This window comes from Marinobacterium sp. xm-d-579 (assembly GCF_013282935.1).
Lineage (GTDB): Bacteria > Pseudomonadota > Gammaproteobacteria > Pseudomonadales > Balneatricaceae > Marinobacterium_E.
On record NZ_WBYP01000004.1, the window covers coordinates 183,258 to 196,895 of the forward strand.

General features: G+C 48.9%; 12 protein-coding genes. 7 read left to right on the forward strand and 5 right to left on the reverse strand.

Translation table 11 applies throughout. The features are described from left to right. Window positions 1–28 precede the first annotated feature (28 nt). On the reverse strand, window positions 29–679 hold the full coding sequence (locus tag XMD579_RS09955; protein ID WP_173481335.1) for an HAD family phosphatase: 651 nt from the start codon (window positions 677–679) through the stop codon (window positions 29–31). Between the two features lie 121 nt (window positions 680–800). On the opposite strand from XMD579_RS09955, the gene XMD579_RS09960 reads away from it, so the two are divergent. The 5 genes from XMD579_RS09960 to XMD579_RS09980 all read left to right on the forward strand — a co-directional run bounded on the left by XMD579_RS09960 (window position 801) and on the right by XMD579_RS09980 (window position 4,854). Continuing rightward, on the forward strand, window positions 801–1,982 hold the full coding sequence (locus tag XMD579_RS09960; protein WP_173481336.1) for an acetyl-CoA C-acyltransferase family protein: 1,182 nt from the start codon (window positions 801–803) through the stop codon (window positions 1,980–1,982). A gap of 100 nt (window positions 1,983–2,082) precedes the next feature. Next, entirely contained in the window at window positions 2,083–2,277 is a 195-nt protein-coding gene (locus XMD579_RS09965) for a YqaE/Pmp3 family membrane protein (RefSeq protein ID WP_173481337.1), read from the forward strand. Window positions 2,278–2,351: 74 nt separating this feature from the next. Beyond that, complete coding sequence (tpx, locus tag XMD579_RS09970; protein ID WP_173495290.1) at window positions 2,352–2,852, forward strand: thiol peroxidase; 501 nt, start codon at window positions 2,352–2,354, stop codon at window positions 2,850–2,852. A gap of 140 nt (window positions 2,853–2,992) precedes the next feature. Continuing rightward, on the forward strand, window positions 2,993–3,979 hold the full coding sequence (locus XMD579_RS09975) for an aldo/keto reductase (protein ID WP_173481339.1): 987 nt from the start codon (window positions 2,993–2,995) through the stop codon (window positions 3,977–3,979). A gap of 2 nt (window positions 3,980–3,981) precedes the next feature. After that, window positions 3,982–4,854, forward strand: a complete 873-nt coding sequence (locus XMD579_RS09980) for an MBL fold metallo-hydrolase (RefSeq protein ID WP_173506317.1) — start codon at window positions 3,982–3,984, stop codon at window positions 4,852–4,854. Between the two features lie 8 nt (window positions 4,855–4,862). Here the strand turns inward: XMD579_RS09980 and XMD579_RS09985 are convergent, their stop codons facing one another. The 4 genes from XMD579_RS09985 to XMD579_RS10000 are packed head-to-tail and all read right to left on the reverse strand — an operon-like array spanning window position 4,863 to window position 9,313. Further along, window positions 4,863–7,034: an OsmC domain/YcaO domain-containing protein gene (locus tag XMD579_RS09985; protein WP_173498389.1), complete on the reverse strand. Its 2,172-nt coding sequence runs from the start codon at window positions 7,032–7,034 to the stop codon at window positions 4,863–4,865. A gap of 39 nt (window positions 7,035–7,073) precedes the next feature. Beyond that, window positions 7,074–7,484: a PaaI family thioesterase gene (locus XMD579_RS09990; protein ID WP_173481342.1), complete on the reverse strand. Its 411-nt coding sequence runs from the start codon at window positions 7,482–7,484 to the stop codon at window positions 7,074–7,076. 12 nt (window positions 7,485–7,496) lie between these two features. Then, window positions 7,497–8,777, reverse strand: coding sequence for a M18 family aminopeptidase (locus tag XMD579_RS09995; RefSeq protein WP_173506318.1), 1,281 nt, complete (start codon window positions 8,775–8,777; stop codon window positions 7,497–7,499). Then, window positions 8,777–9,313, reverse strand: coding sequence for an FKBP-type peptidyl-prolyl cis-trans isomerase (locus tag XMD579_RS10000; RefSeq protein ID WP_371739690.1), 537 nt, complete (start codon window positions 9,311–9,313; stop codon window positions 8,777–8,779). Before XMD579_RS10000 ends, XMD579_RS09995 begins: the two co-directional genes overlap by 1 nt. A 109-nt stretch (window positions 9,314–9,422) precedes the next feature. Between XMD579_RS10000 and XMD579_RS10005 the strand changes: the two genes are divergently transcribed. Together XMD579_RS10005 and rpsA are read left to right on the forward strand one after the other, a co-directional pair. Beyond that, the gene (locus XMD579_RS10005) at window positions 9,423–11,474 is read left to right on the forward strand and encodes a carboxy terminal-processing peptidase (RefSeq protein ID WP_173495286.1); all 2,052 of its coding nucleotides are present in this window, start codon (window positions 9,423–9,425) and stop codon (window positions 11,472–11,474) included. 398 nt (window positions 11,475–11,872) lie between these two features. Next, on the forward strand, window positions 11,873–13,546 hold the full coding sequence (rpsA, locus tag XMD579_RS10010) for a 30S ribosomal protein S1 (RefSeq protein WP_173481345.1): 1,674 nt from the start codon (window positions 11,873–11,875) through the stop codon (window positions 13,544–13,546). The last annotated feature ends 92 nt before the right edge of the window (window positions 13,547–13,638 follow it).

Below are 13,638 nucleotides of genomic sequence, written 5' to 3' on the forward strand. Positions count from 1 at the left end.
CATGGACCTATTCGTAGGCTCCCTAAAATTAGCCTAGGTAGCTAAACCCACCTTGACGATAATAATCATGCAGATCGGTCATCGATTCAAAGGCATGATTCGCAATCGACAATTCAGATCTTGGTGGGAAACTCTCCGGCACAACAGCCACCGACATCGAAGCTGCTTTACCGGCAATCGTTCCATTGACAGAGTCTTCGATGATGAGCACTTGCCAAGGATCAGCACCGATCCGTTTCGCGGCTTGTAGGAACACCTCGGGGTGAGGTTTAGATAGTCCAATCTCTGAGCCTGAGGCATAGACAGTGATCGGTAAGTTATGAGTCTTAATCACCGCTTCAATCAATCTAATCGCCGAACTGGAGGCAATCGCCATTGGAACGGCATCGGCTTGAAGCTGGTCGATGAATGCCATTACCCCTTTCATCAACGGCAGTGTCACCAACCGTTTTTCCATCTCCGAAATGACTTGGTCAACCATCTCTTCAACCACTAGGCCTTTCTCTGGGTAGAGACGGTTCATCTTGGTCATGAAATCAAAGGTCGTTGCGCCGGCGTGTTTTTTGAGCTCTTCGATCTCCATATGGATACCAAACTTAGCCAACACCTCCTGTTCCACAAGCTTCCACTGCGGTTCGGAATCGACCAACACGCCATCCATATCGAAAAGAACAAACATAAACACCTCAAATTTTTTCTTGATTATAACTATCAATTAGTCGACTTGGTCATGTATTTGTAGCGATAACCCTATATATTGTCGGAATACCAAAATTAATTGTGCATAAGGAGATATGCAGATGACACGTGAAGTAGTTGTTCTAAGCGCAATGCGTTCACCAATCGGTGCTTTTGGTGGCAGCCTAAGTTCTATGGAGCCAGCAGAGCTAGCGGGCACTGTTATGAAAGAGGCGGTTGCACGTTCTAAAGCGGATCCCGAGAAGATCCACTACGTGACGGTTGGTAACTGTATTCCAACAGAATCACGCTACCCCTACGTTGCACGTGTTGCCTCTATCCAGGCAGGTCTACCTATGAACTCAGTTGCGATGGCTGTTAACCGCCTATGTGCTTCAGGCCTTCAAGCGGTGGTATCCAGTGCTCAACAGATCGAGCTAGGTCAATGCGACTATGCTGTTGGCGGTGGTGTCGAGGTGATGTCACGCGGTACTTACATGGCACCTGCTATGCGTACCGGTGCTCGCATGGGTGATACTGGCATGATTGACGCGATGGTGTCCGTTCTGACCGATCCATTTGGCGCTGGTCACATGGGGATCACGGCTGAAAACTTGGCGGAAAAATGGAACATCTCTCGTGAAGAGCAAGATGCGTTCGCGGCAGAGTCACAACGTCGTGCTGAAGTAGCGATTAATGAAGGTCGATTCAAAGATCAGATCGTTCCAATCACACTGAAGTCTCGCAAAGGCGAAACTGTGTTTGATACGGACGAACACCCTAAACCAGGTACGACCGCAGAAAAACTGAGCGGCATGCGTCCTGCATTTAAGAAAGACGGTACTGTTACAGCAGGTAATGCTTCAGGCATCAATGACGGTGCAGCCTTCCTTGTGCTTGCAGATGCTGAAACCGCTAAAGCAAACGGTGAGACACCTATCGCTAAGATCGTCTCTTACGCGGTTGCCGGTGTACCTAACCACATCATGGGTGAAGGCCCTATCCCATCATCAAAAGCCGCACTAGAGAGTGCCGGCCTAACCATTGATGATATGGATGTGATCGAATCTAACGAAGCCTTTGCCGCTCAAGCGATTGCAGTCTCTAAAGGTCTAGGTCTTCCTGCAGACAAAACCAATCCGAACGGTGGCGCTATTGCATTAGGCCACCCTGTTGGCTGTTCCGGTGCTTTCATCGCGACTAAGGCGATTCACGAGCTGCAACGTACTGGTGGCAAATACGCGCTAGTAACCATGTGTATCGGTGGTGGTCAGGGTATCGCTGTCATCTTCGAACGAATCTAATCGTTGGAACATTAAAAAAAACCGGCAGTAGCCGGTTTTTTTTGGGGCAATTTTTAAACTTTGTACTACTGTTAAGATATCTAAACCAAAAGGAAATCTTATGAGACTGTTACTTGCCCTGCTTCTACCTTGGCTGCAATTTTTTACCATCGGTCGCCCTATAGCGGGAATCTTCTGTTTAATACTTCAGCTTACATTGATTGGCTGGATCCCAGCTGCCATCTGGTCAGTCTACGCACTTAGCCAATATAAGACTGACAAAAAAATCAAACAGGCAATCACTGCCTCTGAGTAATTAAATCCAAGTGTCTGCCGCTAGCGTAATGAGTATACCTATAACTAAATCACTCTATATAATGAGGTAATAACATGGTTCAAATTACGCGACGCGGTGATGTTTTGCATACCTATGGAGATGTTCCTGCTGCTGGGAGCGACTGTCCAGACTTTACACTCACGGCAGCCGACCTGTCTGAGTTCTCTCTATCTGATCTTGCAGGCAAAACGGTTGTATTGAACATCTTCCCGAGCATCGATACTCCAACCTGTGCCACCTCAGTCCGCACGTTCAATGAGCAGTTGGCGAGTCATGATGGCGTTGAGGTGATTAATGTCTCAGCAGACCTACCGTTTGCACAAGCACGTTTCTGTGGTGCCGAAGGTCTAGAGAGGGTCAGTAATGCATCCACCTTCCGTAACCCAGAGTTTGGTAAAAGCTTTGGCGTCGAAATCATCGATTCAGGTATGCGTGGGCTTCTGGCTAGAGCCATTGTGGTGATTCGTGATGGCAAAGTACTGCATTCAGAACTGGTTCCAGAGATTGCGCAACAGCCTAACTACGATGCCGCTCTAAACGCTGCAACAGCCTAACCTCAATAACGGTGCCAGAGTCCATTCTGGCACCGAATCGTTTTTCTTTTTTCGAATACCTAATTCCCCTTTTCGAGTTCACTCGTCCGCACTAACTTGTTAATCTTCTGTACAAATTGACTCATTTTTAAGGATTTTTCATGAGCAAACTTGAGATGCTACGCAATAACCCAATCGGTTTGGGTTGTATGAACATGTCACACGCCTACAACACCCCGGTATCAGATGACGAGGCGATCAAAGGGTTTCGTGAAGCCTTTGAGATGGGCTACCGCCATTTTGATACGGCGACCTTATACGGTGGCGGCAAAAATGAGAAAGTTGTTGGCGAAGCGCTCAAGTCGGTCCGCGATGAGATCTTTTTGGCATCAAAATGTGTTCTCTACATCGACCCTGAAAAAGGTAAAGCACTAGACGGCCGCCCTGAAACCATCAAAGCACAGTGTGAAGCCAGCTTAAAACGCCTTCAAACAGATCAAATCGACCTCTACTACCTGCACCGTCGTGACTTTGACGTTCCAATTGAAGAGAGTGCAGGCGCCATGGCTGACCTTATCAAAGAGGGTAAAATTGCGAGCTACGGTCTTTCAGAAATGTCAGCTGACACCTTGCGAGCCGCCCATAAAGAGTGCCCCGTTGCCGCTATCCAAACTGAGTATTCACTTTGGACTCGCAACCCAGAGATCGCGGTTCTCGACGCCTGCCGTGAACTAGACGTTACCTTCGTCGCCTTCAGCCCACTGGCACGTGGCTTTTTAAGTCTCACAATCGACAACTTGGACGAACTGGCTGAAAAAGACATTCGCCGTGCCATGCCACGCTTCTACCCAGAGAACTTTGAACAGAACAGAGCGCTACTGAGTGACTATGTTGCCATTGCTGAGCGTGCTGGCTGTACCCCAGCGCAATTAGCGCTGGCCTGGATCCGTGCAAAGGATCCCTCGATTGTTTCGATTCCAGGCACTCGCTTTGTCGAGCACATGCGTGACAACCTAGGCGCAGCCGATGTCACACTGAGTAGCGACATTGTTAATGAGTTAGAACAACTCATTAACCGCGATACCGTGGCCGGTGAGCGCTATAGTGCCGGTCAACAAACTGAGATCGACACCGAAGAGTTTGCTTAATCATGCGTAGCATTACCTCGATAGAGGGGAATACACAGAAGCTGGATGGCGGTTCAATGTTTGGTAATGCGCCTCGCGCGTTATGGCAACGCTGGATAGAGCCTGATGAGCTTAACCGTATTCCCTTAGCCTGCCGCGCCATGCTGGTTCAGGAGAGCAGCCCAAAACGTAACATCTTGGTTGAGACTGGCGTTGGCGCATTCTTCAGCCCTGAGATGAAAGATCGCTATGGTATTCAAGAGCAAGAGCACTGCCTGATCAAAAATCTTCAGGCTGCAGGTGTCTCCCACGAAGAGATCGACATTGTTCTATTGACCCACCTCCATTTTGACCACGCAGGCGGGCTATTGTCTGAGTGGCAAGAGGGTGAGAATCCTTACCTGCTCTTCCCAAATGCGAAATACTTAGTCGGTGAAGTCCAGTGGCAGCGCGCAAACGACCCTCATGCTCGTGATCGCGCCTCTTACATACCTATGTTGATCAAACTGCTGGAGGAGTCAGGTCGATTAGAGATCATTCCTGAGGGCCAACAGTCAGCAACACTGGGAGATGGCTGGACACTGCATGAGAGCTCAGGGCATACACCCGGCCAAATACTGCCAGAAGTCGAGATGCCAGAGGGACCGGTCGTTTACCCTGGGGATCTTATTCCCGGCAGCGCCTGGGTTCATCTCCCCATCACCATGGGCTATGACCGTTTCCCAGAGCAGTTGATTGATGAGAAACGACAACTGCTTGAAGGGCTTGAAAGTCGGGGTGGACGTTTACTCTTTGTACACGACCCTTTTGTAGCGATAGGCCGTGTGACCAAGGATGCTAAAGGCAAGTACTCGGTTGAACAGACCAGTAAACAGGTTAGCGCTCTCAGTAACTGAGGGCCTAACTATTTAGAGGCACGCCATTGATGCAATTTCTGATAGCTCTGTATCAGTCGTTGATGGCGCTCTAATCCAGTCAATTCCATACCGACTGGCTCGAGACCATAGAAACGAATTGTTCCATTCACCGAGCCAACCACAGCCTCAATCCGATCTTTACCAAACATGCGGGTAAAGTTGTTGAGATAGTGCTCAAGGGCCATATCTGAATCTAACTCCACCTCAATGACAGCATCCATTGCACGATAGAACAGCGCGCGATCTAGGGTGTTATCGTTGTACTGCAAGAAGGCCTCAACCAACTCTTTAGCCTGAGGTAACTGACCCAGTGCTAGGTGAATCAGCAGTTTTAGTTCAAGAATGGTGAGCTGCCCCCAGACGCTGTTCTCATCAAACTCAATGCCGATCAACGTGCGGATATCAGTGTAGTTATCCAGCTCGCTCTCTTCTAGACGAACCAGCAACTCCTCTAGGTCTTCATCACACAACTCGTGCAGACAGAGAATCGCCTCGCGAAACTCCAGTGATTTATTGGTGTTATCCCAAATCAGATCTTCAACGGGATAGACCTCAGAGTAATCTGGAACCAGTATTCGAACCGCCGGTACACCCAGGTCATCATAGTTCGCTTGATAGGACTCTTTACCCATCGACTCCAGAATACCAAACAGCCTGTCAGCCTCCTCTCTGTTGGTACCTGAGAAATCCCAATCCACAAATTCGTAATCAAAGGCGTCACTGAAGAAGCGCCAGCTCACAACACCACTGGAGTCGATGAAGTGCTCAACAAAGTTATTCGGTTCAGTCAGCTCATGTGAGTTAAAGGTCGGTGGTGGCAGGTCGTTTAACCCTTCAAAGCTGCGGCCCTGCAGCAATTCAGTCAGGCTTCTTTCAATAGCGACATGCAGACTGGGGTGGGCACCGAACGAGGCAAACACACCGCCCGTTTTAGGGTTCATTAGCGTGACACAGGCGACTGGGAACTGACCGCCCAACGAGGCATCTTTAACCAAAACAGGAAAGCCCTGCTCTTCTAGCGCCTTGATGCCCTCCACAATACCCGGCCAGCGTTCAAGCACCAGCGAGGGCACATCGGGAAGCGCAATCTCCTGCTCAAGAATCTGACGTTTAACCGCACGTTCAAAGATCTCAGAAAGACACTGAACCTGAGCCTCTTCAAGGGTATTGCCGGCACTCATACCGTTACTCAAAAAGAGGTTTTCAATCAGGTTCGATGGGAAGTAGATCGTTTCACCATCCGATCGACGCTGGAATGGTAGAGCGCAGATCCCCCTATCCTCATTACCAGAGTTGGTATCGATTAAGTTAGAGCCACTTAAATCCTGATCAGGGTCGTAGATCTCAAGAGTGTACTCATCCAATAACCCCTCTGGGATATCATCCTCTTCCGTCAGTTCAAACCAGCATTCATCTGGGCGGTGGACAAACTCTGCTTCAGCCAACTCTTGGCCAAAATACTGATCGTTGTAGAAAAAGTTACAGGAGAGACGCTCTAAAAACTCACCCAATGCAGAGGCCAGTGCTGCCTCTTTTGTGGCCCCTTTACCGTTGGTAAAACACATAGGAGAGGCCGCATCACGAATGTGCAGCGACCAGACATTGGGGACAATGTTGCGCCAGGAGGCTACCTCTATTTTCATACCCAGATCAGCAAGAATCTGTGTCATCTTTACGATGGTCTGTTCAAGTGGCGCGTCTTTACCTTCAATGAAGGTTTCACTGTCGGTAGCAATCGCTAGTAGAGCTTGGGCATCCTCATCAAGACTGTCGACGACCTCTATCTGGAACTCAGGACCCTCTTGCACGACTTTTTTCACGGTACAACGTTCAATGGAGCGAAGGATACCGGTGCGATCTTTATCACTGAGATCTTCTGGCAACTCAACACTGATTTTGAAGATCTGTTTGTAACGGTTCTCAGGATCGACAATGTTGTTCTGAGCAAGACGGATATTATCGGTAGAGATGCCTCGCGCTTCGCAGTAGACCTTTACGAAATAGGCAGCACACAGCGCTGATGAAGCCAAAAAGTAGTCAAATGGACCGGGAGCTGAGCCATCGCCTTTGTAGCGAACCGGCTGATCGGCGATCACGGTGAAGTCGTCAAACTTCGCTTCTAGGCGTAAGTTATCGAGGTAGTTAACTTTAATTTCCATGATCGACCAATCCTTGTCGTTGAGTCTGTTTTAAAGGCCTTACTTTGCCGGTATCGAATAGGTTGCTGTAACGTGCGCCACCATCGAATCTTCATCACCCGAGTAGATGTAACACTCACCAACCCCGTTTCTTCGACCAACGCGAAGTACACGTGCACGTGCCAACATATCAACGGGCTTAGGCTTACTTAAGAAGTTGATGTTTAGGTTACCGGTCACGGTCATCGGCGATGGGCCAATCTTAGTTTGCAACGCAGACCAGATGGCCACATCCGCCATCCCCATCATGGTTGGACCTGAGACCGTACCACCTGGACGCAAATGACTGTCTTCAACCGTTAATCGCATCAATACCCAACCATCTCCCGCCTCTTCAACGGCACCAAAGCCTTCACCTTGCGGAAAGTGGTTTGTTAAAAAATCATTCAGCTCTTGAACCGTTTGTAACACGTCTAAATCCTCTTACACTCTGGCTTTATCGTAGTAGTGTTGCAGAATCAGATAGAGCGAGTGTGCATCCTGACTGCCGCATAACTCACGAATTGAGTGCATACCAAATTGCGGGCAGCCGATATCCACAGTACGAATACCGACTTCCGATGCGGTAATCGGACCAATCGTGCTACCACACCCCATATCAGATCGAACCACAAAGCTCTGTACTGGCACGTTTACATCCTGCGCAATGGCGCGGAAGGTTGCACTGGTTTCACTGTTGGTGGCGTAGCGCTGATTAGAGTTAATTTTGATGACCGGTCCTGCATTAATCAGCGGACCATGATTCTCGTCATGTTTATCGGCATAGTTGGGGTGCACACCGTGGGCATTATCGGCGGAGATCATCATGGAGTGGCTAATCACACGGTTACGCTCTTCGTTGTTCGGCAAGAGTCGCTCTAGCCACTGGGCCAACATTGGGCCTTGAGCACCACAGGCACTCGCACTGCCTACCTCTTCGTGGTCGGTACAGACCAAAACAGCGGCCTGCTGACCATCACTGTCGAGTAGAGACTGCAAACCGATGAAACAGCTCAACAGATTATCCAAGCGAGCTGAGGCGATAAACTCTCTGTTCAATCCCACCATTGCAGGCGTTTGAACATCGTAGAAAGAGAGTTCGTAATCTAGAACCTCCTGGACCTCTGTCACCCCCTGTTCAAGCAATTTGGACTTTAACAAAGCTCTGAAATCTTGCTTCTGTTCCGCCTGCCCTAGCAGCACAGGAAGGTGAAGTTGCGGGTTAACCGTTCGATCTTTATTGGCCTCACGGTCTAGGTGAATCGCAAGGCTTGGAATCGTCGCGATCGCCTCTTTGAAATCGATTAGCGAGCTATCCAGTGATCCATCGGCTTGGCGGTAGGTCACCCGGCCAGCTAACGACAAGTCGCGATCAAACCAGGGGTTCAACAGCGCACCGCCATAGACTTCAACGCCAAGCTGCAGATAGTTTTGTCGGTAGAGCTCTGGCGTCGGCTTGACGCGAAGACAGGGTGAGTCGGTATGAGCGCCCACCATTCTAAAGCCTGCCTCAAAGTTGCTAGTATGACGCCAAGCGATGATCGATGAACCGTTACGACGAATAAAGTAACTCTCGCCAGCGACAGGATTCCAAGCTTCGTGTTCCAACAGCTCTTTAAAGCCAGCCTGACTTAATCGATCTGCCATCTGCTGTGTGGCATGAAATGGGGTTGGACTATCTGCTAAAAAGGTCAGTAGATCTTGGTTAAAACGCTCTTGTTCCATTACTGTTTCTCCGCACCCTTCTCGAGTACTTCTATTAACCTAACATCAAATATCAAAGCTGAATTGGGTGGAATTTCACGACTGGGACTGCGCGCGCCGTAAGCCAAATCAGCAGGAATGTAGAGCTCATACTGAGCCCCCTCTTTCATTAACCCCAAGCCTTCTCGCCAACCTTTAATCACCTGATTGAGCGGGAATTTGATCGGCTTTCCGGCTTCGGTCTTATCGAAGATACCGCCATCGACACGGCGACCTTCGTATTCAACCAGCACAACACTGTCGTACTCTGGCTGCTTGCCCTGACCTTCGGAAATGACACGGTACTGCAGACCCGACTTACGAACAATCACGCCCGGCTTCTGACGATTTTCAGCTAGGAAAGCCTCCCCTGCTTTGCGAGTATCATCATTCAGCGCCTTCTCAATTAGCTCTTTTCGAAACGCCTCTTTATCTTCGATCTCGTCCCGGTCAGTGGCGCTATCACAACCGGCCAACATCAAAGAAAAAATCGCTAAACCCGCAATTCGCAAAACCACCGCAACCACTCCCGCGTAGTAAAAGAAAGTTATTTTACATCATGAGGAGAGCTGGCCTAAACTGCTCTCTATTAGATTTTTACTTTTATTGCGATTTTGGAGTGTTGGGATGCGAGCGTTACAGCTCTTTTTGGTTTTATCATTATCGATAGCGACAGGAGCACAGGCCTCTCTTAAGCCTGAGGCCGTCCACTCGAATGCCATTCAGTCGCTGGTCGCGGGATTGGAATCTCATCACTACCGTGAACAGGCCGTCGACGATGAACTCTCCGAAAAACTCTTCAATATCTTCTTTGAAACTATTGATCCAACCAAAAGCTACCTTCTGCAGAGCGATATCGACTCACTGGCTCACTACAAGCGTACTCTGGACGATGACATGCGCTCCGGAAATCTAGCCTTTGCATTTGCCGCCTACGAACGCTTTTTGACCCGTTTTCAGGAGCGCACAGAGCAGATGATCGACGCTCTAAAATCGGACCAAACATTTGATTTCACTCTAGACGACAGACTTCCGATCAGTCGTGAAGAAAAACCTTGGTTTCAATCGAAAGGCGAACAGGATCAATACTGGTCACTGCGTCTTAAAAGCGCCGTGTTAAATCTAAAACTTTCTGACAAGAGTGTTTCTGAAGCTAAAGAGACACTGATCAAACGTTACGAATCGCAACTTAATCGTGCACTGCAGACCAATAGCGAAGATATTTTTCAATCATATGCTAATGCCTTGGCACGTCTTTACGACCCGCATACCGCCTATTTTTCACCCGCGACCTCAGAGAACTTTGAGATCAACATGAGTCTATCACTTGAAGGGATCGGCGCTGTCCTGCAGAGCGAAGATGAGTTCACCAAGATCGTTAGTCTTGTACCGGCGGGCCCGGCCGATAAGAGCGGCCAGCTGAAACCTGCCGACCTGATCGTGGGTGTCGGACAAGACATGGATGGTGAGATCGAAGATGTGGTGGGTATGCGCTTGGATGATGTCGTTGACAGGATCCGTGGACCTAAAGGATCCATCGTACGCTTAGAGATCATCCCATCCACTTCGGCTGACAAGAGCACACGCAAGATCGTCAAATTAGAGCGACAGCGTGTAAAGCTTGAAGAGCAAGCGGCCAAGTCTCGGATCATGGAGGTTGAGCGTGACGGCAACATCTATAAAGTTGGCATCATCGACATCCCAACCTTCTACATCGATTTTGCTGCCCTTAGAAAAGGGGACAAGGATTACCGCAGCACGACTCGTGATGTAGCGGTACTGATTGAAGACCTCAAGCAACAGGGCGTTGATGCTCTGGTTGTTGATCTACGCGAAAACGGAGGTGGCTCACTGCGAGAGGCCAATGAACTGGTGGGTCTATTTATTAGCCGTGGTCCAACCGTGCAGATTCGTGATCTTGAAGGTCGGGTCGATGTGCTGGGCGACTACAACCCAGAGACCACTTGGACTGGACCCTTGACCGTTGTGATTGATCGACTCAGTGCATCGGCTTCGGAGATCTTCGCCGGTGCCATACAAGATTACCGCCGAGGGCTGGTCGTTGGCAGTCGCACATTCGGTAAAGGGACTGTGCAGACTCTTCAACCACTGCGTCATGGGCAGCTAAAATTCACAACCGCGAAGTTCTATCGTATCTCTGGTGAGAGTACTCAGCACCAAGGGGTAGCTCCGGATATCGAGTTTCCATCGATGTTTGATCAGAGCGAAATCGGTGAAAGCGCTCTCGACTTTGCCCTACCTTGGGACAAAGTAAGGCCTGTTCGTTACGGCAGCTACTCATCACTCGATCGTTGGGTTCCTGAGCTGCAAAACCGCCATACTCAAAGAACGCAAACTGATCCTGATTTTCAGCACATGCGTGACACCATCGCCTTGATCAATGAGCAGAAATCGATGCAGTGGCTGCCGCTCAATGAAGAGCAGTTAAAAGCCCAACGCGATCAGATGGAGCAGGCTCAAATCGATCTAGAGAATCAGCGTCGCATGGCAAAGGGTGAACAACCTATTAAGACGCTTGATGAGCTACTGACAGAGACAGCACCCGGTGAAGAGATCACTGATCCCGACAGTGAAGCCGTGCTTCGCGAAGCCAGTGAGCTGAGCATCGATATGATCGAGATGTTCTTTCAAGAGGATCAGTCTCGTTTGGCGGGTTGATAGCGGAATGTGAGATACGATTCGCTAAGCGAATCTTTCGCGGCTTGCCCTTCGGGCAATTCGCTCCTACAGTAGGACTTCGGAAAAAATTATCTACGTAGCTCGACTGTAGGAGCGAATTGGAGCGCAGCGACAAACCGCGATCAAACCGCACTAGCGATTTGTAATTCTTTCCCCTTCTTCTCGAGACTATTCCCAACCGCTGTCCACTGCTCAAAAAAACACCAATTCCGCTTTGCACACCGCTAACACTCCTGTATAATATCGCCCTCTTTATAACTCCGTCAGCTTGCATCCATCAGCTTAGCAAGTCATCGGAGATGACGATGAACCGACCCTATGAAGCTGATGTCATAGGCTAGTGTGCCATCCCCTGGCACCCAAAATAGGACACTTTCATGAGCGAAAGCTTTGCTGAACTGTTTGAAGAATCCCTCCAAGAACTTGCGATGACTCCAGGTACCCTAGTAACTGGTACTGTTGTTGATATCGATGCTGATTGGGTAACTGTTAACGCTGGTCTTAAGTCTGAAGCGGTTATTCCACGCTCTCAGTTCCTTAACGATGCGAACGAACTTGAAATCAACATTGGTGATGACGTTAAAGTTGCACTAGAAGCTGTAGAAGATGGTTTCGGTGAAACTAAACTTTCTCGCGAGAAAGCGAAACGTGCAGAAGCATGGGAAGTTCTTCAGACTAAGTTTGAAGCGGAAGAGATCGTAAAAGGTTACATCTCTGGCAAAGTTAAAGGTGGTTTCACTGTAAACGTCAACAACATCCAAGGCTTCCTACCAGGTTCATTGGTAGACGTTCGCCCAGTACGTGACGTTGATCACCTAGAAGGCAAAGAACTTGAATTCAAACTGATCAAACTTGATCAGAAGCGTAACAACGTTGTTGTTTCTCGCCGCGCAGTTCTTCAAGAAGCTAACAGCGCACAGCGTGATGAGATCCTTGCTGATCTTGAAGAAGGCCAAGCAGTTAAAGGTTACGTTAAGAACCTTACTAACTACGGTGCGTTCATCGACCTTGGCGGCGTTGACGGTCTTCTACACATCACTGACATGGCGTGGAAACGTATCTCTCACCCAAGCGAAATGCTAACTCCAGGTGATGAGATCGACGTTAAGATCATCAAATTCGACAAAGAGAGCGGACGTATCTCTCTAGGTCTTAAGCAGCTATCTGAAGATCCATGGGAAGCGATCAAGAACCGTTACCCAGCAGGTACTCGTGTATCAGGTAAGGTGACTAACCTAACTGATTACGGCTGTTTCGCATCTCTAGAAGATGGCGTAGAAGGTCTAGTACACGTTTCTGAAATGTCTTGGACTAACAAAAACATCCACCCATCTAAAATCGTTCAGGTTGGTGATGCTGTAGAAGTTATGGTTCTAGACGTTGACGAAGAGCGTCGTCGTATCTCATTGGGTATCAAACAGTGTACAACTAACCCATGGGCTGCATTCTCTGAGCAGTACGCTGCTGGCGATAAAGTATCTGGCACAATCAAGACGATCACTGACTTCGGTATCTTCGTTGGTCTAGACAACGATCTAGACGGCCTAGTACACATGTCAGACATCACTTGGGAAGCTGATGCTGAAGCTGCACTTCGCGACTACAAGAAAGGCGACGAAGTTGAAGCAGTTATCCTGTCTATTGACGCTGAGAAAGAGCGTATCTCTCTTGGCGTTAAACAGCTAGAAAGCGATCCATTCTCTGAGTTCCTAGCGGGCCACGAGAAAGGCGCAATCGTTACTGGTACTGTTACAGCAGTTGAGCCACGTGCTGCTACTGTTGAACTTGCTGAAGGTATCGAAGCTGTTCTTAAAGCATCTGACATCGCTGCAGAGCGCATCGAAGACGCTACAACTGCTCTAAACGTTGGCGACAGCGTTGAAGGTAAGATTGTAGGTGTTGATCGTCGCAACCGCGTTATCACCTTCTCTATCCGTGCGAAAGATCAAGCTGAAGAGAAAGCTGCTCTTAAAGCGGTACAGAACGCTGAAGTTGAAACTGCTGGTCCAACGACTATCGGTGACCTTATCAAGCAGCAGATGGGTCAGTAATCCTAAGATTACCGACACACTGAAAAAGAGCGCTTCGGCGCTCTTTTTTTTGGCTATTTGATTGCTATATTGAACCTCAATTTGACAATCTT